Source organism: Pseudomonas sp. S12(2018) (assembly GCF_024355235.1).
Taxonomy (GTDB): domain Bacteria; phylum Pseudomonadota; class Gammaproteobacteria; order Pseudomonadales; family Pseudomonadaceae; genus Aquipseudomonas; species Aquipseudomonas palmensis.
The window spans coordinates 243935-267116 of record NZ_QLAD01000005.1; the positions used below are offsets into that span (position 1 = coordinate 243935).

Genomic DNA, 23182 nt, shown 5'->3' on the forward strand with positions numbered 1-23182 from the left:
CAGGCTGGCTATCGGCGCACGATCAGGTAAAGGCCCCCGGCCAGCATCAGCCAGGCCGGCCAGGCTGCCGGGGCGCTGAGGCTCACGGCGCCTGCGGCGAGGGTTGCGCCGCCCGCCAGCAGGCCGGCACCGAGCAGGCGCAGGGCCCAGCGATCGCGCTGCTGCCAGGGTGTCGGCGGGTCGTTCAGGTGCGGTTGCGACATGCGTTCTAGCAGGTCGCGGGTCATGCCGGCCAGGTGCGGCAGTTGCTCGACCTGGCTGTGCAGGTTCTGCAGCACGTTTTTCGGGCTGACCCGCTCGCGCATCCAGCGCTCCAGAAACGGCTGGGCGGTGCTCCACAGGTCCAGGTCAGGGTACAGCTGACGGCCCAGGCCCTCGATGTTGAGCAAGGTCTTCTGCAGCAGCACCAGTTGCGGCTGCACTTCCATGTTGAAGCGCCGCGCGGTCTGGAACAGGCGCATCAGCACCTGGCCGAAGGAAATATCCTTTAACGGTTTTTCGAAGATCGGCTCGCACACGGTGCGGATCGCCGCCTCGAATTCGTTGAGCTTGGTCTGCGCCGGTACCCAGCCCGAGTCGATGTGCAACTGGGCCACGCGGCGGTAGTCACGCTTGAAGAAGGCGAACAGGTTGCGTGCCAGGTAGTCCTGGTCCTCGGGGGTGAGGCTGCCCACGATGCCGCAGTCGATCGCGATGTACTGCGGGCTCCACGGCTTGACGGTGCTGACGAAGATGTTGCCCGGGTGCATGTCGGCGTGGAAGAAGCTGTCGCGAAACACCTGGGTGAAGAAGATCTCGACGCCGCGCTCGGCCAGCAGCTTCATGTCGGTGCGCTGGTCGGCCAGGGTGGCAAGGTCAGTGACCTGCACGCCATAGATTCGCTCCATCACCAGCACCTTGGGCCGGCACAGGTCCCAGTACACCTGGGGCACGTACATCATCTCCGAGCCTTCGAAGTTGCGTCGCAGCTGGCTGGCATTGGCCGCCTCGCGCAGCAGGTCGAGCTCGTCGTAGATGGTCTTCTCGTAATCGTTGACCACCTCGACCGGGTGCAGCAGGCGGGCATCGGCCGACACCCGCTCGGCGCCGCGAGCGATCAGGAACAGCCAGGCCAGGTCCTGCGCGATGATCGGCTTGAGGCCTGGGCGCACCACCTTGACCACCACCTCCTCGCCGCTCTTGAGGCGCGCCGCGTGCACCTGGGCCACCGAGGCCGAGGCCAGCGGTTCGACGTCGAAGCGGCTGAAGATCTCGCCCACCTTGGCGCCGAGCTGCGATTCGATCAGCGCCACGGCCTTTTGCGGGTCGAAGGGCGGCACGCGGTCCTGCAACAGCATCAGCTCGTCGGCGATGTCGGCGGGCAGCAGGTCACGGCGGGTGGAGAGCAACTGGCCGAACTTGATGAAGATCGGGCCCAGGTCCTGCAGCGCCAGGCGCAGGCGCGCGCCACGGCTCAGGGGCGACGGCTTGCGCGGCAGCCAGCGCCAGGGCATGGCGAAGCGCAGGGTCATCAGCCACCAGGGCAGGGGCAGGTCGAACAGCAGGTCATCGAGACGGTAGCGGATCACGACGCGCTGGATGCGCAACAGACGGCGGACGGCAAGCAGCTTCATGCGTTATCGCTGGATTCAAGGGATCGGGCAAGGCGCGCAATGCGTGCCTCGAGGCGTTCTACATCGATTTTCAGGGCATCGAGCTCGGCGAAGCGCGCTTCGGCTTCGCGCTGGCCGACCAGGGTGCGGGCCTCTTCGGCCAGGTATTCGCCAAGGTTCTGGTTGAGGCTGGCCAGGCCCTGGCGGGTCCAGCGCGCGCGGCTGCGCAGGTGGCCGCCGATCAGCTGGGTGGCGACCGGGCCGAGCCAGCGCGAGAGTTCGTACTCCCAGTCCAGCTCCAGGTCCTGCAGCACGCCGACCAGGTCGAGCAGCACCGCGCTGTCGCCTTCGAGTTCCACCTGCGGGCTGTGCAGCACCGCCGGCTTGTCCTGGCTCAGGGCCAGTTGCAGCAGGCTGCTGGCCGGCGCACGCAGGGTGCAGTCGGCCTCGGTTTCCCAGTGGCTGGCGAGCATCAGGCCTTCATCGCCGGGCAGGATGTACAGCTGCAGCGCCGGCTGGCGGCAGTCGATGGCAATGATCTTGCCCTCGAGCGCAGCCAGGCGCGGCAGCGCAGTGCTGTCCATGCGCAACACACGGTTGAGACCGTGTTCGACGCTGGCGAGCAGCCCGGCCAGCAACATCAGGGTTTGATACCGCGGTGCAGGGCCACGATACCGCTGGTCATGTTGTGGTAGGTGACACGGTCGAAACCGGCGTCGACCATCATGGCCTTGAGGGTTTCCTGGTCGGGGTGCATGCGGATCGATTCGGCGAGGTAGCGGTAGCTGTCCGCGTCGTTGGTGATCAGCTTGCCGGCCAGCGGCATGAAGGCGAACGAGTAGGCATCGTAGACCTTGGACATCAGCTTGTTGGTCGGCTTGGAGAACTCCAGCACCAGCAGGCGGCCGCCCGGCTTGAGCACGCGCAGCATCGAGCGGATCGCGTCGTCCTTGTGGGTCACGTTGCGCAGGCCGAAGGCGATGGTCACGCAGTCGAAATGGTTGTCGGGGAAGGGCAGCTTCTCGGCGTCGGCCTGGACGAACTCGATGTTGCCGGCCACGCCCTTGTCGAGCAGGCGGTCACGACCGACCTTGAGCATCGAGGCGTTGATGTCGGCCAGTACCACCTGGCCGGTGGGGCCGACCAGCTGCGAGAACTTGCGCGCCAGGTCGCCGGTGCCGCCGGCGATGTCGAGCACGCGGTTGCCAGGGCGCACGCCCGACAGCTCGATGGTGAAGCGCTTCCACAGGCGGTGCATGCCGCCGGAGAGCACATCGTTCATCAGGTCGTACTTGGCGGCCACCGAGTGAAAGACTTCGGCGACTTTCTCGGCCTTCTGACTTTCGGGGACATCCTTGTAGCCGAAGTGGGTGGTGGGTTCGGCGTGTTCGCCTTTGCGCTGGTCGTTCATATCGCTTCACCGGAAAAAATTACTGGCCATTCTAGGGCGTGCGGCTGCATTTGTCTTGGCGGGGTGTGTCGCAGGCGGAGGCAGGGGCATAATGGGAGTATGCCCTTCTAGCCAGGATTGATTGAATGACCCAGATCAGCGTCGAACGCAAACACAGCCTGGGGCGCGCAGCGGCCCGGGAAAAGGCCGAAGCCCTGGTGGACAAGCTGACCCGCGAGTACGACCTCAAGGCACAGTGGAACGGTGACCGGGTCGAGGTCAGGCGCAGCGGTGCCAATGGCAGCATCGATATCGGCGACGACAGCATCCGGGTGGAGTTGAAGCTGGGGATGATGCTGTCGATGATGGGCGGCACGATCAAGGCCGAGATCGAGCGGGCCCTGGACAAGGCCCTGGCCTGAAACCGCTGTCGCGGGTCAAGCGGCTTCCGCAGGTTCACTGCAGGCCCTGTGGGCGCGGGCTTGATCCGCGACAGGGGCCTTCGCTGCACAGCAAATCCTGCCCTTAGGGTGAGGATTCTAATTTTTCCCCCTACCTTTGTGCCCAAGCCCAACTTTCACGGGCGTAACTCCATTTCCGTTCAAGCGTGAGGTGCAGAGCATGGCCAAAGTGACCCTGAAGAAAATCGACGACGCCCCGGGCAAGGCCCTGGGCGAGGTGCGCGGCTACGCGCGCAAGATCTGGCTGGCAGGCCTGGGGGCCTACACCCGGGTCGGGCAGGAGGGTGCCGAGTACCTGAAGGAGCTGGTCAAGGCCGGCGAAACCGTGGAGAAAAAAGGCAAGAAACGCCTCGACCACGAACTCGATGCCGCCAACAGCGAGATCCAGTCCGCCAGGCAGGAACTGGGCAGCGTGAAGGGCAAGGTCGAAGTTCAGCTGGATAAAATCGAAAAGGCTTTCGACACACGGGTCGCCAGCGCCTTGAATCGCATCGGCATTCCGTCTAAACATGACGTGGAGGCACTTTCTGCCAAGCTCGAAGAGCTGACGCTGTTGCTCGATCGTGTCGCACGCAAACAATAAGGAGAGCGGGATGGCTGGCAAAAAGACAACTGAGAAAGAGAGCAGCTCCTGGGTCGGGGGGATCGAAAAGTATTCCCGCAAGATCTGGCTGGCTGGTTTGGGTATCTACTCCAAGATCGATCAGGACGGCAGCAAGCTTTTCGAAACCCTGGTCAAGGACGGTGAGAAAGCTGAAAAGCAGGCCAAGGGCAGCGTCAACTCGGCCAAGGCCAGTGCCAAGTCTGCGACCTCGCGCGTAGGCGACGTGAAAGACCGCGCACTGGGCAAGTGGAGCGAACTCGAAGAGGCTTTCGACAAGCGCCTGAACAGTGCCATCTCGCGTCTGGGCGTGCCCAGCCGCAATGAGGTCAAGGCACTGCACCAGCAGGTCGACACCCTGACCAAGCAGATCGAGAAACTGACCGGTGCCTCGGTCAAGTCGGTCTCGGCCAAGGCGCCGGCCAAGCCACTGGCCAAGGCAGCACCGAAAGCGGCGGCCAAGCCTGTGGCCAAAACTGCGGCGGCCAAACCAGCAGCGGCCAAGCCAGCAGCCAAGCCGGCCGCGGCGAAAACCGCAGCCGCCAAGCCTGCAGCGAAAGCGGCGGCCAAACCTGCCGCAAAACCTGCCGCCAAGCCGGCAGCAGCGAAAAAGCCAGCGGTGAAGAAAGCCCCGGCCAAGCCTGCTGCAGCCAAGCCCGCAGCGGCCAAACCGGCAGCGCCAAGTGCCAGTGCGGCACCGGCGCCAAGCCCGGCGGCCACTGCGGCGCCAGCCGCGTCGGCAGCACCAGCACCTTCGAGCCCGGCCAGCCAGGCCTGACTCGAGGTAGCTGTACAGAAAACGCCCGGCCTGTGTGCCGGGCGTTTTTATGTGGGGTGCCTGTGCTGGCCTCATCGCGGGTCAAGCCCGCTCCCACAGGGATCACTGCCTTCCTTGCAGGCGCGGGCTTGTTCCGCGATGGGACCCTCAGCCCTCCAGGTACCTCAGGGCCAGTTGCTCCGCCGCCAGGCGTGACTCCACCTCCAGGTGCGGCGCCACCAGCATCATCACCTGGTACACCACGATCCCGACCTCGCCCTCGCGCGCCAGAATCCGCTGGTAGTCCAGCGAGAACAGCAAGGTCATGCTGATCTGCTCCACCAGTTGCCCCAGTGCGCGGGTATCGCTGGTCACCTGCCCATGCGCCTTGAGGCTCGCCAGCAATGCCGCCAGCGTGCGCTTGAGCGCATTGAGCAGGGTGCGCATGCCCCGCGCCAGCTTGGGCAGGCGCCCGGTAAGGTTGGACAGGTCCTGGAACAGAAAGCGGTACTGCGCCATGCGCTCCACGATCAGGTGCAGGAACAGCCAGTAGTCCTCGGCATCCAGGCGCACCTCCAGGGGCGGGTCGAGCAGGGGCGTCAGCTCCTCCTCGAAACGCTCGAACAGGCCCAGCACCAGCGGCTCCTTGCCGTGGAAGTGGTAGTACAGGTTGCCCGGGCTGATGCCCATCTCGTTGGCGATTTCCAGCGTCGAGACATTCGGCTCGCCCTGACGATTGAACAGGTGCAGGGCGCACTCCAGGATACGGTCGCGGGTCTTCATCCGTTCTTCTTGCTCAGCGCACCAGCACGTAGGTGCCGGGTGCGGGGTCCATGGGAGGGTAATTGGCGCTGCCCAGCGACAGGCGGGTTTCGCGCTGCGCACCGGAGCGCGCCTGTATCCAGTCTAGCCACTGCGGCCACCAGCTGCCCTCGACCTTCTGCGCATCGTGGTACCAGGCCCGCGGGTCGCTGCTCAGCCTGGGGTTCTCGACAAAATGCGCCTTGGGGTGGCCCGGCGGGTTGAGGATGCTCTGCACATGCCCGCTGTTGGCCAGCACGAAGCGCCGCTCGCCGCCCAGCAGCAGGGCCGAGCGGTACACCGCGTCCCACGGGGTGATGTGGTCGTTGCTGCCGGCCACGTGGAAGCTGTCCACCGTGACCTTGTGCAGGTCGATCGGCGTGCCGCATACCTCGAGGCCGTCGGCGTGCGTCAGCGGGTTGAATTTGAAGAAGTCCAGCAGATCGCCGTGCAGCGCGGCCGGCAGGCGGCTGTTGTCGTTGTTCCAGTACAGGATGTCGAATGCCGGGGGCGCCTTGCCCAGCAGGTAGTTGTTGACGAAGTAGTTCCAGATCAGGTCGTTGGGGCGCATCCAGGCGAACACCCGTGCCATCTCGCGGCCCTCCAGCACGCCCTGCTGGTAGGAGCGGCGCTTGGCCGCCTCCAGGGTCTGCTCGTCGGCGAACAGGCTGGCGGGGCTGTCGAACTGGCTGTCGAGCAGGCTGACCAGGTAGGTGGCGCTGTGCACCCGGCGCATCTGGCGCTTGGCCTGCAGGTGACCCTGCAGGGCCGCGATGGTCAACCCGCCGGCACAGGCGCCAAGCAGGTTGACGTCGCGGCTGCCGGTGATCGAGCGGCACACGTTCATGGCTTCCTCGACCGCCGCCACGTAGCTCGACAGGCCCCATTCGCGATGCCGGGCGTCGGGGTTGCGCCAGCTGATCATGAAGGTCTGCAGGCCGTTCTTGAGGGCGTACTGCACAAAGCTGTTGGTCGGGCTGAGGTCGAAGATGTAGAACTTGTTGATCTGCGGCGGCACCACCAGCAGGGGCCGGGCGTACTGTTTTTCGCTCATCGGGCGGTACTGGATCAGCTCCAGCAGCTCGTTGCGAAACACCACCGCGCCGGCGGTGCTGGCCAGGTTCCTGCCCACCTCGAAGGCGTCCGGGTTGACCTGGCGTGGCAGGCCGTCGTTGTGGCGCAGGTCGTCGAGCAGGTGGTTCAAGCCGCGCACCAGGCTCAGCCCGCCGGAGTTCAGCAGCTCCTTGACCGCCGCCGGGTTGAGCAGGGTGTTGCTGGGCGACATTGCATCGTTGAGCAGCGAGAACACGAAGTGCGCGCGGGCGCGGTCATCGTCGTCCAGCTGGCTCTCGTCGATCCACTGGCAGGTCTGCTGCTGCCAGGCCAGGTAGGCCTGCAGGCCGCGTCGGTACAGCGGGTTGAGCTGCCAGGCCGGGTCGTTGAAGCGGGTGTCGCGTGGCGAGGGCTGGTAGGGGGTATCGCCCAGCATCACGCGCCCCAGCTGGCCACCCAGCGCCAGCAGGTGGCGCGCCGTGTGCAGCGGGTGACGCAGGCCGTGGCGCCCCAGCTGGTGCACCGTCGACAGCAGGTCGCGACCGCGCAGGCCACTGATGGCGCTGCGCACGTTGAGATAGGCAGCGGGGGTCGGTACCCCGGGCTTCGCGGGCTTGTCTTTCATCCAGGCAACACTCCGTCGTCAGGCCATCAACCAATGTTTCAATGCAAGAGCGACACCAACCCGAACTGGCGCTGACATGCCCCGGCGCTCCTGCCGGGGGTGCAAGCGATAGAGGTGCTCAAGCGCTCGGGGCGGGCCGTGGATGCATGACGGCGCGTTGGCGCTCCTGCTGCAGGAATTTCATGATGATCGGGGCAACGGCTTCGGCCCGGGTGATCAGGAACAAGTGACCGTCGTCGATTATGTGTAGCTGGGCATTGGGAATTCGCCAGGCCAGCAGGCGCATATTGATCAGCGGGATCAGCGGGTCGTCGTCGCCGGCCAGCACCAGGGTCGGCTGCTGGATCTTGTGCAGCCAGTGGATGCTGGTCCAGCCCATGCCGGCGAACAGCTGCCAGTAATAGCCCAGCTTGCCCGAGGAACGCACCTTGGCCGCATGCGACGCGGCCAGGTTCGGGTCGCGGCGAAAGGCCCCGCCGTAGATTTCCGGGGCGATGCGGATCACATGGGACGGCTGTATGTAGCGCCTGGGACTGGCCATCAGCCACAGCACCCGCGGCTTGCCCGGCACCATCACCGCACCGGCGGCGGTGGCCGCCAGCACCAGCTTCTTGCAGCGCTCGGGGTAATCGTGGGCGAACTGCTGGGCCAGCGCTCCGCCCCACGATACGCCGATGGCATTGACCTGCCCGTAGTCGAGGTAGTCGAGCATGCGCGCCGTCAGCTTGGCCAGCCCGGGGAAGCGGTAGGGCCGGCGTGGTGTCGACGAACCGCCCACGCCGGGCACGTCGAAGGCGATCACTTCAAGGTCCGGGTCCAGCGCATCGATGAACGGGAACACCAGCTCCAGGTTGGCGCCGATACCGTTGAAGATCAGCAGCGGCGTGAGGTGCGGCTTGCCGGGGCGAACGGCCGTGCGGATGGACTGGCCATCGAGCTCGACGGTTCTGAAGAGGTACGGTTGCGGCATGCGCGAGCCCTGTCGTGAGTAGCAGCGCCGCCTTGCCTGCGGCGGCGCCGGGTGTTTTCAGCGTTCGTGGACGTAGGTGCCGGGCGACGCTTCGGCGCTCGGGTAGGCCTTGTTGCCCAGCTTGGCGGGTGCCGGCTTGAGTGCGCCGGAGCGCTCGGCCAGCCACGCCTGCCAGTACAGCCACCAGGAATCGGTGTGCTTGGTGGAGTTCTCCTGCCAGTCGTCGGCCTGGGCCGGCATCTCGCTGCTGGTCATGTAGCGCGACTTGGGGTTGCCCGGCGGGTTGAGGATGCTCTGGATATGCCCGCTGTTGGACAGCAGGAACTCGACCTTGCCGCCGAACAGCTGCGCCGACTTGTAGCAGGACTTCCATGGGGTGATGTGATCGTTGGTGCCGGCCACGCTGAAGATGTCGGTGGTGACCTGGCTCAGGTCGATCGGCGTGCCGCACACTTCCAGTGCACCGGGACGCACCAGCGGGTTGTTTTTGAACATTTCGATCAGGTCGCCGTGGAAGGCGGCGGGCAGGCGCGTGGTGTCGTTGTTCCAGAACAGGATGTCGAACACCGGCGGCTCGTTGCCGAGCAGGTAGTTGTTGACCCAGTAGTTCCAGATCAGGTCGTTGGGGCGCATCCAGGCGAACACCTTGGCCATGTCGCGGCCTTCTAGCACACCGGCCTGGTAGGAATGGCGCTTGGCCGATTCCAGGGTCTGCTCGTCGACGAACAGCGCCACCTGGGTGTCGAGGGTGGTGTCGAGCACGCTCACCAGCAGGGTCAGGGCATTGACCTTCTTCTCGCCCAGTGCCGCGTAGTGGCCCACCAGCGCGGTGCAGGTGATGCCGCCGGAGCAGGCACCGAGCATGTTCAGGTCCTTGCTGCCGGTGATAGCCAGCACCACGTCGACGGCCTCCTTGAGCGCATCGATGTAGGTCGACAGGCCCCACTCGCGCTGGGACTTGTTGGGGTTGCGCCAGCTCACGATGAAGGTCTGCACCGTGGAGCGCAGGCAGAAGCGCGCCAGGCTCTTTTCCGGGCTGAGGTCGAAGACGTAGAACTTGTTGATCTGCGGCGGTACCACCAGCAGCGGCTTTTCGTGCACCTGCTCGGTGATCGGGCGGTACTGGATCAGCTCCAGCACGTCGTTGCGAAATACCACGGCGCCCTCGGTGGTGGCCAGGTTCTTGCCCACCTCGAAGGCGTCCATGTTGACCTGGCTGGGCATGCCGCCGTTGTGCACCATGTCCTTGGCCAGGTGCGACAGGCCGTCGAGCAGGCTCTTGCCACCGGTTTCGAAGAAACGCTTGACCGCTGCCGGGTTGGCCGCGCTGTTGGTGGGGGCCATGGCCTCGGTCATCAGGTTGATGACGAAGTGCGCGCGGCTGATGTCCTGCTCCGACAGGTTGCTGTTGCCGATCCAGTCGTGCAGTTCCTTGCGCCAGGCCAGGTAGGTCTGCAGGTAGCGGCGGTACAGCGGGTTCTGGCTCCAGGCCGGGTCGCTGAAGCGGCGGTCGTCGCCCTCCGGCTGCAGGCCGGACTTGCCGAAGATCACGTCCTTGAGCTGCAGGCCGAAATGCGCGACGTGCTTGGCACTGTGCAGCGGTTGCTTGATGGCCTGACGCAGCACCATCCGGGCTGAAGACAGCAAATCCTTTCGGCGCAGGCCAATGATGGGGCTCAGGCCCAGGGTGTTTTCAGAGGCTTGGCGCTGCAGGTCATCGTTGTTCTTGTTACTCATCTACGACGCTCCGTTGTCCTGAGACGAGTACCGGCTGGGCTGTGGGCGTTGCACAGACGAATGCCCGGTACTACTGCTCGGGTGACCAGTGATAACGAACTGCGGTCCTGCGACCGGATGCGCGACGGTGATGAGCCCTGCGGGTTTATGCGTGTGAAGACAACCTGCTTTCGCTCGCGACCTCGGCATACCGGCCAGACCCTGCATCAACCCGCCCATGCAGGGTACTTGCCATATCCATTGGTTACCCGACTTTCATGGAATGCGCAAGCCGGCCAATCGCTGGCCGGCGCACGGGCATTCAAGCAAATAGAATTAGAAAATGCGCTCTAAAACGCCGGAGTGCCGGGCTAGAGCATCAGCTTGACGATCGACTCGGAAGGGTCGCGGGATTTACCGGCCTTGGCCAGCTCGTCGAGGTACTCGGCCCACAGCTGGTCCTGGCGCAGGCACAGCTGTTCGAGGTATTCCCAGGTGAACAGGCCGCTGTCGTGGCCGTCGTCGAAGGTGAGCTTGAGCGCGTACTGCCCGGCGGGCTCGAGCTGGCTCAGGCCGACGCCGAGCTTGCCAAATTGTAAGATCGGATTGCCGTGGCCCTGGACCTCGGCGGAAGGAGAGTGCACGCGCAGAAATTCGGCGGGCAGGTGATACACCTCGTCGGGCCCGTAGGTCAGGCTCAGGGTCTTGGAGGCTTTGTGCAGATTGATGGCGGTAGGCAGACGGGGCATGGCTATAAGGCTCTTGGGCTTCAAGCTGCAAGCTACAAGCTGCAGGAGAAGGCGTCCAGCACCTCCGGCCTGCAGCTCGCCGCTTGCCGCTGAGCTACAGAATGTAGCGCGACAGATCTTCGTTCTGTGCCAATTCGCCCAGGTGGCTGTTGACGTACTCGGCGTCGATGCGGATCGGCGCTTCGCTGTGGGCGCTGGCCAGGTCGCCGGCGCTGAACGACACCTCTTCGAGCAGGCGCTCGAGCAGGGTGTGCAGGCGACGGGCACCGATGTTCTCGGTCTTCTCGTTGACCTGCCAGGCAATCTCGGCCAGGCGCTTGATGCCGTCGGCAGCGAACTCGATGTTCAGCCCCTCGGTCTTGAGCAGCTCGCGGTACTGCTCGGTGAGCGAGGCATGCGGTTCGCTGAGGATGCGCTCGAAGTCTTCCGGGCTCAGGGCCTTGAGTTCGACACGGATCGGCAGACGACCCTGCAGCTCGGGCACCAGGTCGCTCGGCTTGCTCAGGTGGAACGCACCGGAGGCGATGAACAGGATGTGGTCGGTCTTGACCATGCCCAGCTTGGTATTGACCGTGCAACCTTCGATCAGCGGCAGCAGGTCGCGCTGCACGCCTTCACGGGACACATCGGCGCCACCGACGTTGCCGCGCTTGGCCACCTTGTCGATCTCGTCGATGAACACGATACCGTGCTGCTCGACCGCCTCGAGGGCCTTGGCCTTGAGTTCTTCCTCGTTGACCAGGCGCCCGGCTTCCTCGTCGCGCACCAGCTTGAGCGCTTCCTTGACCTTGAGCTTGCGGCTCTTCTTCTTGCCCTTGCCCATGTTGGCGAACAGGTTCTGCAGCTGGTTGGTCATTTCTTCCATGCCCGGCGGCGCGGAAATGTCGACGCCGACCGCTTCGGCCACCTCGATCTCGATTTCCTTGTCGTCCAGCTGGCCTTCACGCAGGCGCTTGCGGAACAGCTGGCGGGTGTTGGAATCGCTGCTGTTGACCGGGTCCTCGTTGAAGCCGGTGCGGGCCGGAGGCAGCAGCGCATCGAGGATGCGCTCTTCGGCGGCGTCTTCGGCACGGTGGCGCACGCGCACGATTTCCTGCTCGCGCAGCAGCTTGATCGCGGCGTCGGCCAGGTCGCGGATGATCGACTCGACGTCACGGCCCACATAGCCCACTTCGGTGAACTTGGTGGCTTCGACCTTGATGAACGGCGCGTTGGCCAGCTTGGCCAGGCGACGGGCGATTTCGGTCTTGCCCACGCCGGTGGGGCCGATCATCAGGATGTTCTTGGGGGTGACTTCCACGCGCAGCTCTTCGGGCAGCTGCATGCGGCGCCAGCGGTTGCGCAGGGCGATGGCGACGGCGCGCTTGGCATCGTCCTGGCCGATGATGTGGCGGTTGAGTTCGTGGACGATTTCGCGGGGGGTCATGGACATAATGGTCGATGGTCCTGTGGGCAAGTGTTCAGCGTGGAAAAGCCCGACCGTCGGGGTCGGGCGCCAGAACAGCTGAATTACTCGGCCAGGTCCTGCTCCTCGATGGTCAGGTTGTGGTTGGTGAACACGCAGATGTCGCCGGCGATGTTCAGTGCGGTCTCGGCGATTTCGCGAGCCGACAGGTCGGTTTTCTGCAGCAGGGCGCGTGCGGCGGCCTGGGCGTAGGCGCCGCCGGAACCCATGGCGATCAGGCCGTCTTCGGGTTCGACGACGTCACCGTTGCCGGTGATGATCAAGGAGGCGTCCTTGTTGGCCACGGCCAGCATGGCTTCCAGACGGCTCAGCGAGCGGTCGGTACGCCATTCCTTGGCCAGCTCGACGGCGGCGCGAATGAGGTGGCCCTGGTGTTTTTCGAGCTGGCCTTCGAAGCGCTCGAACAGGGTGAAGGCGTCGGCGGTGGCACCGGCGAAGCCGGCGATGACCTGGCCGTGGTACAGGCGACGAACCTTCTTGGCGTTGCCTTTCATCACGGTATTGCCGAGGGAAACCTGGCCGTCGCCGCCCATGACGACTTTGCCGTGGCGACGAACTGAAACGATGGTGGTCAAGGGAGAGTCTCCACGCAGCGAGGCGAAAATGCCTGATGCAGACTCATATGGGGGTGGGGGGAAAGATTTCAACCTTTGCGGCCCCTTCGCCGGCAAGCCGGCTCCTACCGGTAGGAGCCGGCCTTGCCGGCGAAGGGTTTGACTCAGGCTTCGTGGCTGATGTGCCCGTCAACCAGGGTGTAACGCACCGCACTCGGCAGGCAGTGCCCGATGAACGGGCAGTTTTCACCCTTGGAGCGCCATTGTTCGCCAGCCACGGTCGAGGCCTGCGGGTCGAACAGCACCAGGTCTGCCGCCGCACCCACCTGCAACTGCCCGGCCGGCAGGCGCAGGGCCGCCGCAGGGCCTGCAGACAAACGCAGCAACAAGGTCGCCAGGTCGAGCAGGCCGTCCTCGACCAGTGTCATCGCCAGCGGCAGCAGCAACTCGACGCTGCTGATGCCTGGTTCGGTGGCACCGAACGGCGCCAGCTTGGCGTCGCGCTCATGCGGCTGATGATGGCTGGAAATCGCCTGGATCACGCCCCGCTTGACCGCATCACGCAGGCCGTCGCGGTCGGCGCGGGTGCGCAGCGGCGGTTGCACGTGGTACAGGCTGGAGAAGTCGCGCAGCGCCTCGTCGGTGAGGATCAACTGGTATAGCGCCACATCCGCCGTCACCGGCAGGCCGCGGGCCTGGGCCTGTTCGATCAGCTTGGCGCCCCGGGCGCTGGTCAGCTGGCTGAAGTGCGCACGCACGCCGGTCTGTTCCACCAGCAGCAGGTCGCGGGCCAGGGCCACGGTCTCGGCGGTTTCCGGAATGCCCGGCAGGCCGAGGAAACTGGCCATCGCGCCCTCGTGGGCGAGGCCGCCCTGGGCCAGGTCGCGGTCCTGGGAATGGAAGATCACCGTCAGGTCGAAGGTGGCCGCGTAGTCCAGCGCGCGGGCCAGGGTGCGGGTGTTGGTGAAGCTGTTCAGGCCGTTGCCGAAGGCCACGCAGCCGGCATCGCGCAGGGCGATCAGCTCGGCCAGTTGCTCGCCTTCCAGGCCCTTGCTCAAGGCGCCGATCGGGTACACCTTGCTGTGCCCGGCTTCACGGGCGCGGTCCAGGATCAGCTCGGTGACTGCCGAGGTGTCGAGCACCGGCCGGGTCTGCGGCGGGCAGCACAGGCTGGTCACGCCACCGGCGGCGGCGGCGCGGGTTTCGCTGGCGATGCTGCCCTTGCGGCTGTAGCCGGGTTCGCGCAGGGCAACGCTCAGGTCGACCAGGCCGGGCGCGGCCACCAGGCCGGTGGCGTCCAGGGTACGGGCGGGCTTGAAGCCGGCCGGGGCAGCGCCGATGGCGACGATCTTGCCGGCGTCGATGTGCAGGTCGCCGACCTGGTCCAGGCCGCTGGTTGGGTCGATGACACGGGCGCCGAGGATACTCAGGCTCACTGGGCGTTCTCCTGCTCGAATTGACGTTGCGCGGTCTGCCCGCTCATGGCCATGGACAACACCGCCATGCGCACGGCGATGCCGTAGGTGACCTGGTTGAGGATCACCGAGTGGGCGCCGTCGGCCACGGCCGACTCGATTTCCACGCCACGGTTGATCGGGCCGGGGTGCATCACGATGGCATCGGGCTTGGCCCCGGCCAGGCGTGCGGTGGTCAGGCCGAACAGGCGGTAGAACTCGCCCTCGCTGGGCAGCAGGCCGCCGGTCATGCGCTCACGCTGCAGGCGCAGCATGATCACCACGTCGACGTCCTTCAGGCCTTGCTCCAGGTCGGTGTAGACCTTCACGCCGTACTGCTCGATGCCGATCGGCAGCAGGGTCTTGGGGCCGATCACGCGGATGTCCGGGCAACCCAGGGTTTTCAGCGCGAGCATGTTCGAGCGCGCCACCCGCGAGTGCAGGATGTCGCCGACGATGGCCACCGAGAGGTTCTCGAAGCCGCCCTTGTGGCGACGAATGGTCAGCATGTCGAGCATGCCCTGGGTGGGGTGCGCGTGGCGCCCGTCGCCACCGTTGATGATCGCCACCTCCGGGCACACGTGCTCGGCGATGAAGTGCGCGGCGCCCGAGTCGGCGTGGCGCACCACGAACATGTCGGCGGCCATGGCTTCAAGGTTGCGCAGGGTGTCGAACAGGGTCTCGCCCTTGCTGGTGGAGGAGGTCGACACGTTCAGCGTGATCACGTCGGCCGACAGCCGCTGGGCGGCCAGTTCGAAGGTGGTGCGGGTACGCGTGGAGTTCTCGAAGAACACGTTGCACACGGTCTTGCCGCGCAGCAGCGGGACTTTCTTGACCGCACGCGCGCCGACTTCGAGAAACGAGTCGGCCGTGTCGAGAATTTCGGTCAGCAGTTCGCGGGGCAAACCGTCGAGCGAGAGGAAGTGGCGCAGCTGGCCCTGGTCATTGAGCTGCAGCGGGCGCTTGGCGTCGATTGGCGTCATCGCGGGGGACTCTTAAAGGGCGGAAGCGGAAGCGAGGTCCTGGCGCTCGAGTTCGAGCGGCGCGGGGCCGGACAATTTTACCCGTTCATGGGCTTGCAGCGACAGGGTGGCGCCCACCACGTTTGGCCGGATCGGCAGTTCGCCGGCATCCAGGTCCAGCAGACACACCAGGGTCACGCTGGCCGGGCGGCCATAGTCGAACAGTTCGTTGAGGGCGGCGCGGATGGTGCGCCCGCTCATCAGCACGTCGTCCACCAGTACCAGGTGCTGGCCTTCGATCTCGAACGGCAGCTCGGACGGGCGCACCTGCGGGTGCAGGCCGTTCTGGCTGAAGTCGTCGCGGTAGAACGACACGTCGAGGGTGCCCAGCGGCGAATCGCTGCCCAGCTCGGCCAGCAGCGCCTGGGCCACCCATACGCCGCCGGTGCGGATGCCGATGAAGCGCGGTTCGGCGATGGCGCGGCGTTGCAGGTGGGCGCGAAGGTCAACGGCCATCTGCCGGATCAGTTCGGCGGGGTTGGGTAGGCTCATGCTTGCTCCTCAAGAGGCCGGGGCAGAGAGCTGGCCCGGCGTGTAACCGATGGTCGGGTTCAGGCCTGTTCGGCGTGGGCGTCGAGCCAGCCTTGCAGCAGCAGGGCGGCGGCAATCGCGTCCACCGGGTTGTCGCGGTAGCTGCCACGCTGGCCGCCACGGGCCATGCGTTCGCCCTTGGCCTCGAAGGTGGTCAGGCGCTCGTCGTGGGTGTAGGCCGGCACGTTGAAGCGGCCGTTCAGGCGTCGGGCGAATTTCTCGGCGCGCGCGCTCATTTCGCTGGGCGTGCCGTCCATGTTCAGCGGCAGGCCGACGACTACCGCGTCGGGTTGCCATTCCTTGAACAGTTTTTCCACCTGGGCCCAGTCGGGTGCGCCGTTCTGCGCCTTCAGGGTGCACAGCTCGCGGGCCTGGCCGGTGATCACCTGGCCGACGGCGACGCCGATCTGCTTGGTGCCGTAGTCGAAGCCCAGCAGCAGTTTGAGCGCCGCCATCAGGCGTGCCCCGCCTGGCTGGTGAGCAGGCTGAGGTTGATGCCCAGGCTGGCTGCGGCGGCTTCGAGGCGTTGCTCGCAGGCCATGCCGAAGATGATCTCGGGGTCGAACGGGCAGTTGAGCCAGGCGTTGTCGGCCAGTTCCGCTTCCAGCTGCCCGGCTTCCCAGCCGGCGTAGCCCAGGGTGATCAGGCTCTGCGCCGGGCCCACGCCGTCGGCGATGGCGAACAGCACGTCCTGCGAGGTCGACAGGGCCAGCCCGTCGAGCTGGACGGTGGCCTGGAAGGTCTTGTCGTTGGTGTGCAGCACAAAACCGCGGTCGGTCTGTACCGGGCCGCCGATATGGATAGGCACGTGGATGCAGCGTGCCGGCGGCTCGGTGTCCGGGCGCAGCTGCTCGAGGATATCGGCCAGGTTCAGCTCCTGCGGGCGATTGACCACCAGCCCCATGGCACCGTTGGCATTGTGCTCGACGATGTAGGTCAGGGTGTGGGCAAAGTTCGGGTCGGCCATGTGCGGCATGGCAATCAGGAACTGATGCTTGAGGTAACTCGGGCTGAGGTTTTTCATGGGGGTTAGTGTGGCGGCGAGCGGCCACGCTGACAAGGTGCGTGTCGAGCCTGCGGGCCGATTATGCCTGTTTCTTGGCGGTGCTAATCGGCACGGGCTGCTGTGTGAGGCGCTAGTTAGGTGACCCTGCGGTTGCTGATGTCGCGGCACTGCGCTGCTTTTTGAAGCGGGTACATTTTTTTCGCGGCGACCTACAACTGGTAACTGTGTCAGGTGACAGGTGGTTTGGATCAACTCATAGTCTCACCGTAAACCGAGCATTTGGCTTATCTAAAGGAGAAGTGCAATGATCACTCGGATGTCTATCAACGAAGCAATCGGAAATTTCTTTACTAGTGAGGTAACGCTTACAGGACGCGGTGACCCCGAACGCGCTTATCTGGTCTGTGTCAGTGGGACCGGAGAATACTGCGGCGAAGGTAAGACGTACGAGAATGGGTGTTTCACAATTACCTTCAAGCCACCTGGCCCAAACCCTCACCATGGCTACCAATTTACGGTTAGGCATCTTGAAGACGATGGCACAGTAGGCAACAACCTGAACTGGTCTACTGCCGTCAACAACCCACTCGAAGGTTAATGATCTGACATGGCGAGTTGAAACTCTTCTCACTGTCTAGCAGTTGAGGCATGCCTCGCAGTTATTGTAAGTGCTGGTCCTGCTTCAATTTCGCGACAACATTTTTTGTTGGCCAGCTTCGGTAGTTTTGATTACGAACACTCGTACTTACAGGTGTTACTTGAGCCGCTTGACGATGTCAGGCGAGTACACCTTCGGCGATCAGTTGCTCGACAACCGATCCCCACGGGCGAAGCGCCACGTTCGAACAATTTCCAGCCGATCGATATCCGACAGGTCCCCGGTAAACGGCGCAAACGGCGCCGCCAGCCTCACGATGCGCTGCGCCGCCTGGTCCAGCAGCGGCTGCCCGGAAGATTCGAGCACCAGCACCTCGTACAGCGAACCGTCATGGTTGATCGACACCAACAGGCGCAAACTGCCGTAGATCTGCTGGCGGCGGGCCTCGTCCGGGTAGTTGAGGTTGCCGATGCGCTCGACCTTCTTGCGCCATTCATCCTTGTACCAGGCGCCCTTGTCGCGCATGGTCGAAGCCGCGCTCAGGCGGTGGATGCGCGGGCGCTTGGCATACAGCTGCTGTTCGTTGGCCAGCTCCGCCTCGAGGCTGGCGATCTGGCTGGACAGGTCGGCGCTGTCGAACGTCGGTGTGGCCGCCTTGGGTTGCACCTTGGGCTGCTGCTCCTTGGGGCGGGTCTCGACCTTCTGCGGCTTGGGCCTGGTGGTGGCCACCACCGCCTTGGGCGGGGCCGGCTGGGGCGCCACTTCGGGCTTCGCGGCCGGGGGCGGCGTCACCTTGTTGATCTTGCTGTCCTGGAACGGGGCGATCTCGGTGGTCTTGGGCACTGCCTTCTTGTCCAGCGTGCCGCTGCCCTGCTGGTTGTCCTGCGCCAGGTAATCGGCCTTCTTCGGCGGTGCCTCGCTCTTGAAGGTGGCCAGGGTGATTTCCATGGTGCGGCGGATTTCTTCAGGCTTGGCGAAGGTAAACCCCAGGCCCAGGATCAGCGCCAGGTGCAGCAGCGCCGCCAGGAACAGGGTAAAGCCCAGCCGGTCCGCCGCGCGGACACGGGGCGGGGCAAAATCGGCAGGAAGGTCGGCAGGAAGCGTCATCGATTATCCAGCAGCCGGGGCAGGGCCGGCGCAGCGGGGTGCCAGTCGAGAATGGACCGGCATGATACCCCACAACGCGGGCCCGCCACTTGTCGGCGGTCAGCGTGCCTTGAGCTTGCGATCAATGGCGTCCATCAACTGCGCGCCGATCTGCGTGCCGTAGGCGTTGTCGATTTCGCGGATGCAGGTGGGGCTGGTCACGTTGATTTCGGTCAGGTGCTCGCCGATCACGTCCAGGCCGACGAACAACAGGCCCTTCTCGCGCAGGGTCGGGCCCACCTGGGCGGCGATCCAACGGTCGCGCTCGGTCAGCTCGCGGGCCTCGCCACGACCGCCGGCGGCCAGGTTGCCGCGGGTTTCGCCGCTGGCCGGGATGCGCGCCAGGCAGTACGGCACCGGCTCGCCGTCGATCATCAGGATGCGCTTGTCGCCGTCCTTGATCGCCGGCAGGTAGGCCTGGGCCATGATCTGCTGGGTGCCCAGGGCGGTCAGGGTCTCGAGGATCACCGACAGGTTGGGGTCGCCCACGCGGTGGCGGAAGATCGAGGTGCCGCCCATGCCGTCCAGCGGCTTGAGGATCACGTCGCCGTGCTTGGCGGCGAATTCGCGGATGATGTCCGGGCGCCGGCTCACCAGGGTTGGCGGCGTGCACTGCGGGAACAGCGTGGCGAACAGCTTCTCGTTGCAGTCGCGCAGGCTCTGCGGACGGTTGACCACCAGCACCCCGGCGGCCTCGGCCTGCTCCAGCAGGTAGGTGCTGTAGACGAACTCCATGTCGAAGGGCGGGTCCTTGCGCATCAGGATCACGTCCAGCTCGCTCAGCGCGGCGTCGGTCTCGGCCTCCAGCTCGAACCAGTGCTCGGGGTCGGCGAACACCTTGAGCGGGCGCATGCGGGCACGGGCCACGCCTTCGCTCTGGTATAGGTCGTGCTGCTCCATGTAGAACAGCGACCAGCCACGGGCCTGGGCGGCCAGCAACATGGCCAGCGAGCTGTCCTTCTTGTAGGAGATCTGCGCGATGGGGTCCATGACAATCCCGAGGCGAACGCTCATGGGGTATTTCCTCTCGGCGGCGTGCTGCCGCAGTGGCTCGAATTGAAGTGCGTCAGGGTGGCGCCCGGCGGGCTGGCGGTCAAGGGGAAACGTCAGCCGGCAGGCATCGGCGCTGGGCGCGGCGAGGCTCGATGGAATGCACCCCCAGAGTGTGCTAAAAAGGCCTGGCACGTGGCCTGCAAGGCCCTTCCAGGCGATGGTAGAGCAATTATGGTACAGCCCGACACGGCGTTGAAGGTGATGGTGATCGATGACTCCAAGACGATTCGCAGCACTGCCGAAAAGCTGCTGGGCGAAGCCGGTTGCGAAGTCGTCACCGCAGTCGACGGTTTCGACGCCCTGGGCAAGATCGTCGACCACACCCCGGGGATCATCTTCGTCGATGTGCTGATGCCGCGCCTCGATGGCTACCAGACCTGCCTGCTGATCAAGCAGAACAGCGCGTTCAAGGACATCCCGGTGATCATGCTGTCGTCGCGCGACGGCCTGTTCGACAAGGCGCTCAGCCGCCAGGTGGGCTCTGATCAATTTCTGACCAAACCTTTCAGCAAGGAAGAACTGCTGGATGCGATCCGCGCCCATGTGCCGGGTTTCGCCGCAGAAGAACAACCCGCACCCTGACGCCGCCGCCCTCCTGGCCGCGGCGTCATGCCTTTATTGGGGAACAGCATGGCCCGAGTTCTGATCGTCGACGATTCGCCGACCGAAATGTACAAACTGACCGGAATGCTCGAAAAGCACGGGCACCAGGTGCTCAAGGCCGAGAACGGCGCCGATGGCGTGGCCCTGGCCCGCCAGGAAAAGCCCGACGCGGTGCTGATGGACATCGTGATGCCCGGCATGAACGGCTTCCAGGCGACCCGTCAGTTGAGCAAGGACGACGTCACCAAGGGCATCCCGGTGATCATCGTCACCACCAAGGACCAGGAAACCGACAAGGTCTGGGGCCAGCGCCAGGGCGCCAGCGACTACCTGACCAAGCCGGTGGACGAAGACACCCTGATCCAGGTCCTGAACAAAGTTCTCAAGGCTTGACCACGCGGCGCATGGGCGAATCGCTGACCGCCTTCGAGCTGTTGCTCGAAATCGACCGGCGCTGTCGCCTGCTGGCGGCCGACCTGCCATTGCAGGAAACCCGCCTGCAGACCTGGAGCGGCATCGGCTTTCGCATGGCCGAGCACTGGTTCGTGGCGCCCATGGGCGAGGTCGCCGAAGTGCTGCAGGAACCTCGGCTCAGCCGCATTCCCGGGGTCAAGCCGTGGGTGGCGGGGGTGGCCAACCTGCGCGGGCGGCTGTTGCCGGTGATGGACCTGTGCGGTTTTCTCGGCCTGGGCCTGTCGGTGGTGCGCAAGCAGCGGCGGGTGCTGGTGCTGGACCACGAGGAGCTGTTCGCCGGGCTGCTGGTGGACGAAGTGGTGGGCCTGCAGCACTTTGCCCTGCACGGCCTGGAGCTGTCGCCGCCGGCGCCGCTGCTGCCGGCTGCCGCCCCCTTCGTGCAGGGGCACTTTCAGCGCGAGCACTGCTGGGGCATTTTCAGCCCCTTCGCCCTGGCCCAGGCGCCAGGCTTTCTCGATGTGGCGTTGTAAAGGGATGCCAGACCTGTGACCACGTTCAAGACCCGCCCCTCGGTACAAGGCTCGCGCAGCAGCGCGCAGATCGCCGCACTGTTCATCGTGCTGATCCTGTCGATCATTCTGCTGTTCGCCAACTTCGCCTACCTCAATACCCAGGCCAACTACGACAAGCAGTACATCGGCCATGCCGGCGAGCTGCGCGTGCTGTCCCAGCGCATCGCCAAGAACGCCACCGAGGCCGCCGCCGGCAAGGCCGTGGCGTTCAAGCTGCTCAACGATGCGCGCAACGATTTCGAACAGCGCTGGGGTTACCTGAAAAAAGGCGACCCGGCCACCGGCCTGCCGTCGGCCCCGGTGGCGGTACGCGGCGAGATGGATGCGGTGCAACGCGACTGGGAGAGCCTGCGCAAGAGCACCGACGCGATCCTGGCCAGCGAGCAGACCGTGCTGTCGCTGCACCAGGTGGCCGCGACCCTGGCCGAGACCGTGCCGCAGTTGCAGGTCGAGTACGAAAAGGTGGTGGAGATCCTGCTGCAAAGTGGCGCCCCCGCCAGCCAGGTGGCGGTGGCCCAGCGCCAGTCGCTGCTGGCCGAGCGCATCCTGGGCTCGGTCAACACCGTGCTGGCCGGCGACGACACCGCGGTGCAGGCCGCCGATGCCTTCGGCCGCGATGCCAGCCGCTTCGGCCAGGTGCTCGACGGCATGCTCGGCGGCGCGCCGTCGATCCAGGTCACCCGCGTCCAGGACCCGGATGCCCGTGCGCGCCTGGCCGAGATCGCCGAGCTGTTCCAGTTTGTCGCAGGCTCCGTCGACGAGATTCTTGAAACCTCGCCCGAGCTGTTTCGCGTGCGCGAAGCGGCCGGCAGCATCTTCAGCCTGTCGCAGACATTGCTCGACGAAGCCTCGCACTTGGCCAACGGCTTCGAGAACCTGGCCTCCGGGCGCACCCTGGATACCGTCGGCGGCTACGTGCTGGGCCTGCTGGCGCTGGCCTCGATCATCCTGATCGGGCTGGTGATGGTGCGCGAAACCAATCGCCAGCTCAGCGAAACCGCCGAAACCAACGAACGCAACCAGCAGGCGATCATGCGCCTGCTCAACGAGATCCAGGAACTGGCCGACGGCAACCTGACCGTCACCGCTTCGGTCACCGAGGACTTCACCGGGGCCATCGCCGACTCCATCAACTATTCCATCGACCAGTTGCGCGACCTGGTGGCGACCATCAACCTCAGCGCCGAGGAAGTCGCCAGCGCGGTGCAGGAGACCCAGACCACCGCACACCTGCTGGCCAAGGCCTCCGAGCACCAGGCCCAGCAGATCACCGATGCGTCGATTGCGGTGGGCGACATGGCCGAGTCCATCGACCGGGTGTCGGGGCACGCCTACGAGTCGGCCAAGGTGGCCGAGCGCTCGGTGGCCATTGCCAACAAGGGCAACGAGGTGGTGCACAACACCATCAACGGCATGGACAACATCCGCGAGCAGATCCAGGACACTGCCAAGCGCATCAAGCGCCTGGGCGAGTCGTCCCAGGAAATCGGCGACATCGTCAGCCTGATCGACGACATTGCCGACCAGACCAACATCCTCGCCCTCAACGCGGCGATCCAGGCGTCGATGGCCGGCGAGGCCGGGCGCGGCTTTGCGGTGGTGGCCGACGAGGTGCAGCGCCTGGCCGAGCGCTCATCCTCGGCCACGCGTCAGATCGAGGCGCTGGTGCGCGCGATCCAGGCCGACACCAACGAGGCGGTCATCTCCATGGAGCAGACCACCGCCGAAGTGGTGCGCGGGGCGCGTCTGGCGCAGGATGCCGGGGTGGCGCTGGCCGAAATCGAGGGGGTGTCGCAGACCCTGGCCGAACTGATCCACAGCATTTCCGATGCCGCGCAGTTGCAGACCTCGTCGGCCGGGCAGATCTCCCACACCATGGCGGTGATCCAGCAGATCACCTCGCAGACCTCGTCCGGCTCGACCGCCACCGCCGAGAGCATCGGCAACCTGGCGCGCATGGCCAGCGAGATGCGCCGTTCGGTGTCGGGCTTCACCTTGCCGCCAACCACGGAGCCGCGCTGACCGGCGCGTGGGACTTTATGGCTACTA

The 23182-nt window shown here is 65.3% G+C and carries 24 protein-coding genes; 7 read left to right on the plus strand and 17 right to left on the minus strand.

Annotated elements, in window-relative coordinates; genetic code table 11:
- Positions 1–8: 8 nt before the first annotated feature.
- The 3 genes from ubiB to ubiE are packed head-to-tail and all read right to left on the minus strand — an operon-like array spanning position 9 to position 3003.
- Positions 9–1613 (minus strand): ubiquinone biosynthesis regulatory protein kinase UbiB, encoded by a 1605-nt coding sequence (gene ubiB, locus DN388_RS14090; protein WP_255000517.1) that lies wholly within the window; start codon positions 1611–1613, stop codon positions 9–11.
- Positions 1610–2233 carry an SCP2 domain-containing protein gene (locus DN388_RS14095; RefSeq protein WP_043862159.1) on the minus strand — a complete coding sequence of 208 codons (624 nt, stop codon included), beginning with the start codon at positions 2231–2233 and terminating at the stop codon, positions 1610–1612. The genes ubiB and DN388_RS14095 overlap by 4 nt, the downstream gene beginning before the upstream one ends.
- Entirely contained in the window at positions 2233–3003 is a 771-nt protein-coding gene (gene ubiE / locus DN388_RS14100) for a bifunctional demethylmenaquinone methyltransferase/2-methoxy-6-polyprenyl-1,4-benzoquinol methylase UbiE (protein ID WP_043862158.1), read from the minus strand. Before ubiE ends, DN388_RS14095 begins: the two co-directional genes overlap by 1 nt.
- 125 nt (positions 3004–3128) lie before the next feature.
- On the opposite strand from ubiE, the gene DN388_RS14105 reads away from it, so the two are divergent.
- The 3 genes from DN388_RS14105 to DN388_RS14115 all read left to right on the plus strand — a co-directional run bounded on the left by DN388_RS14105 (position 3129) and on the right by DN388_RS14115 (position 4822).
- On the plus strand, positions 3129–3404 hold the full coding sequence (locus DN388_RS14105) for a polyhydroxyalkanoic acid system family protein (protein ID WP_043862157.1): 276 nt from the start codon (positions 3129–3131) through the stop codon (positions 3402–3404).
- Between the two features lie 199 nt (positions 3405–3603).
- Positions 3604–4026 (plus strand): phasin family protein, encoded by a 423-nt coding sequence (locus tag DN388_RS14110; RefSeq protein WP_043862156.1) that lies wholly within the window; start codon positions 3604–3606, stop codon positions 4024–4026.
- Positions 4027–4036: 10 nt separating this feature from the next.
- The gene (locus DN388_RS14115; RefSeq protein ID WP_210013900.1) at positions 4037–4822 is read left to right on the plus strand and encodes a phasin family protein; all 786 of its coding nucleotides are present in this window, start codon (positions 4037–4039) and stop codon (positions 4820–4822) included.
- A 147-nt stretch (positions 4823–4969) separates the two neighbouring features.
- Here DN388_RS14115 and DN388_RS14120 read toward each other — a convergent pair whose 3' ends face one another.
- The 14 genes from DN388_RS14120 to gshB form a co-directional block, all read right to left on the minus strand.
- The gene (locus tag DN388_RS14120; protein WP_043862154.1) at positions 4970–5584 is read right to left on the minus strand and encodes a TetR/AcrR family transcriptional regulator; all 615 of its coding nucleotides are present in this window, start codon (positions 5582–5584) and stop codon (positions 4970–4972) included.
- Between the two features lie 13 nt (positions 5585–5597).
- Positions 5598–7280, minus strand: a complete 1683-nt coding sequence (gene phaC / locus DN388_RS14125) for a class II poly(R)-hydroxyalkanoic acid synthase (protein ID WP_078479839.1) — start codon at positions 7278–7280, stop codon at positions 5598–5600.
- A gap of 118 nt (positions 7281–7398) precedes the next feature.
- On the minus strand, positions 7399–8250 hold the full coding sequence (gene phaZ, locus DN388_RS14130) for a poly(3-hydroxyalkanoate) depolymerase (RefSeq protein WP_043862152.1): 852 nt from the start codon (positions 8248–8250) through the stop codon (positions 7399–7401).
- Between the two features lie 57 nt (positions 8251–8307).
- Positions 8308–9987 (minus strand): class II poly(R)-hydroxyalkanoic acid synthase, encoded by a 1680-nt coding sequence (phaC, locus tag DN388_RS14135; RefSeq protein ID WP_043862151.1) that lies wholly within the window; start codon positions 9985–9987, stop codon positions 8308–8310.
- 350 nt (positions 9988–10337) lie between these two features.
- On the minus strand, positions 10338–10715 hold the full coding sequence (locus tag DN388_RS14140) for a gamma-butyrobetaine hydroxylase-like domain-containing protein (RefSeq protein WP_043862150.1): 378 nt from the start codon (positions 10713–10715) through the stop codon (positions 10338–10340).
- A gap of 94 nt (positions 10716–10809) precedes the next feature.
- Complete coding sequence (hslU, locus tag DN388_RS14145) at positions 10810–12147, minus strand: ATP-dependent protease ATPase subunit HslU (RefSeq protein ID WP_054915767.1); 1338 nt, start codon at positions 12145–12147, stop codon at positions 10810–10812.
- 77 nt (positions 12148–12224) lie between these two features.
- On the minus strand, positions 12225–12755 hold the full coding sequence (gene hslV / locus DN388_RS14150; protein WP_028945572.1) for an ATP-dependent protease subunit HslV: 531 nt from the start codon (positions 12753–12755) through the stop codon (positions 12225–12227).
- Positions 12756–12898: 143 nt separating this feature from the next.
- Positions 12899–14170, minus strand: a complete 1272-nt coding sequence (locus DN388_RS14155) for a dihydroorotase (RefSeq protein ID WP_255000536.1) — start codon at positions 14168–14170, stop codon at positions 12899–12901.
- Positions 14167–15171 carry an aspartate carbamoyltransferase catalytic subunit gene (locus DN388_RS14160; RefSeq protein ID WP_043862147.1) on the minus strand — a complete coding sequence of 335 codons (1005 nt, stop codon included), beginning with the start codon at positions 15169–15171 and terminating at the stop codon, positions 14167–14169. The genes DN388_RS14155 and DN388_RS14160 overlap by 4 nt, the downstream gene beginning before the upstream one ends.
- A 12-nt stretch (positions 15172–15183) precedes the next feature.
- Complete coding sequence (gene pyrR, locus DN388_RS14165) at positions 15184–15702, minus strand: bifunctional pyr operon transcriptional regulator/uracil phosphoribosyltransferase PyrR (RefSeq protein ID WP_054915766.1); 519 nt, start codon at positions 15700–15702, stop codon at positions 15184–15186.
- A gap of 59 nt (positions 15703–15761) precedes the next feature.
- Positions 15762–16196, minus strand: a complete 435-nt coding sequence (gene ruvX / locus DN388_RS14170; RefSeq protein WP_043862145.1) for a Holliday junction resolvase RuvX — start codon at positions 16194–16196, stop codon at positions 15762–15764.
- On the minus strand, positions 16196–16765 hold the full coding sequence (locus DN388_RS14175) for a YqgE/AlgH family protein (protein ID WP_043862144.1): 570 nt from the start codon (positions 16763–16765) through the stop codon (positions 16196–16198). The genes ruvX and DN388_RS14175 overlap by 1 nt, the downstream gene beginning before the upstream one ends.
- 781 nt (positions 16766–17546) lie before the next feature.
- Positions 17547–18452: an energy transducer TonB gene (locus DN388_RS14180; RefSeq protein ID WP_043862143.1), complete on the minus strand. Its 906-nt coding sequence runs from the start codon at positions 18450–18452 to the stop codon at positions 17547–17549.
- A gap of 99 nt (positions 18453–18551) precedes the next feature.
- On the minus strand, positions 18552–19505 hold the full coding sequence (gene gshB, locus DN388_RS14185) for a glutathione synthase (RefSeq protein ID WP_043862142.1): 954 nt from the start codon (positions 19503–19505) through the stop codon (positions 18552–18554).
- A 210-nt stretch (positions 19506–19715) separates the two neighbouring features.
- On the opposite strand from gshB, the gene pilG reads away from it, so the two are divergent.
- From pilG to DN388_RS14205, 4 genes are read left to right on the plus strand one after another with little or no spacing between them, the layout of a single operon-like run.
- Positions 19716–20126: a twitching motility response regulator PilG gene (gene pilG, locus DN388_RS14190; protein WP_043862141.1), complete on the plus strand. Its 411-nt coding sequence runs from the start codon at positions 19716–19718 to the stop codon at positions 20124–20126.
- Positions 20127–20174: 48 nt separating this feature from the next.
- Complete coding sequence (gene pilH, locus DN388_RS14195; protein ID WP_043862140.1) at positions 20175–20540, plus strand: twitching motility response regulator PilH; 366 nt, start codon at positions 20175–20177, stop codon at positions 20538–20540.
- A complete protein-coding gene (locus tag DN388_RS14200; protein WP_078479846.1) occupies positions 20537–21091 on the plus strand; it encodes a chemotaxis protein CheW in 555 nt (184 codons plus the stop codon). The genes pilH and DN388_RS14200 overlap by 4 nt, the downstream gene beginning before the upstream one ends.
- Before the next feature lie 15 nt (positions 21092–21106).
- Positions 21107–23155: a methyl-accepting chemotaxis protein gene (locus DN388_RS14205; protein ID WP_255000546.1), complete on the plus strand. Its 2049-nt coding sequence runs from the start codon at positions 21107–21109 to the stop codon at positions 23153–23155.
- Positions 23156–23182: the final 27 nt, after the last annotated feature.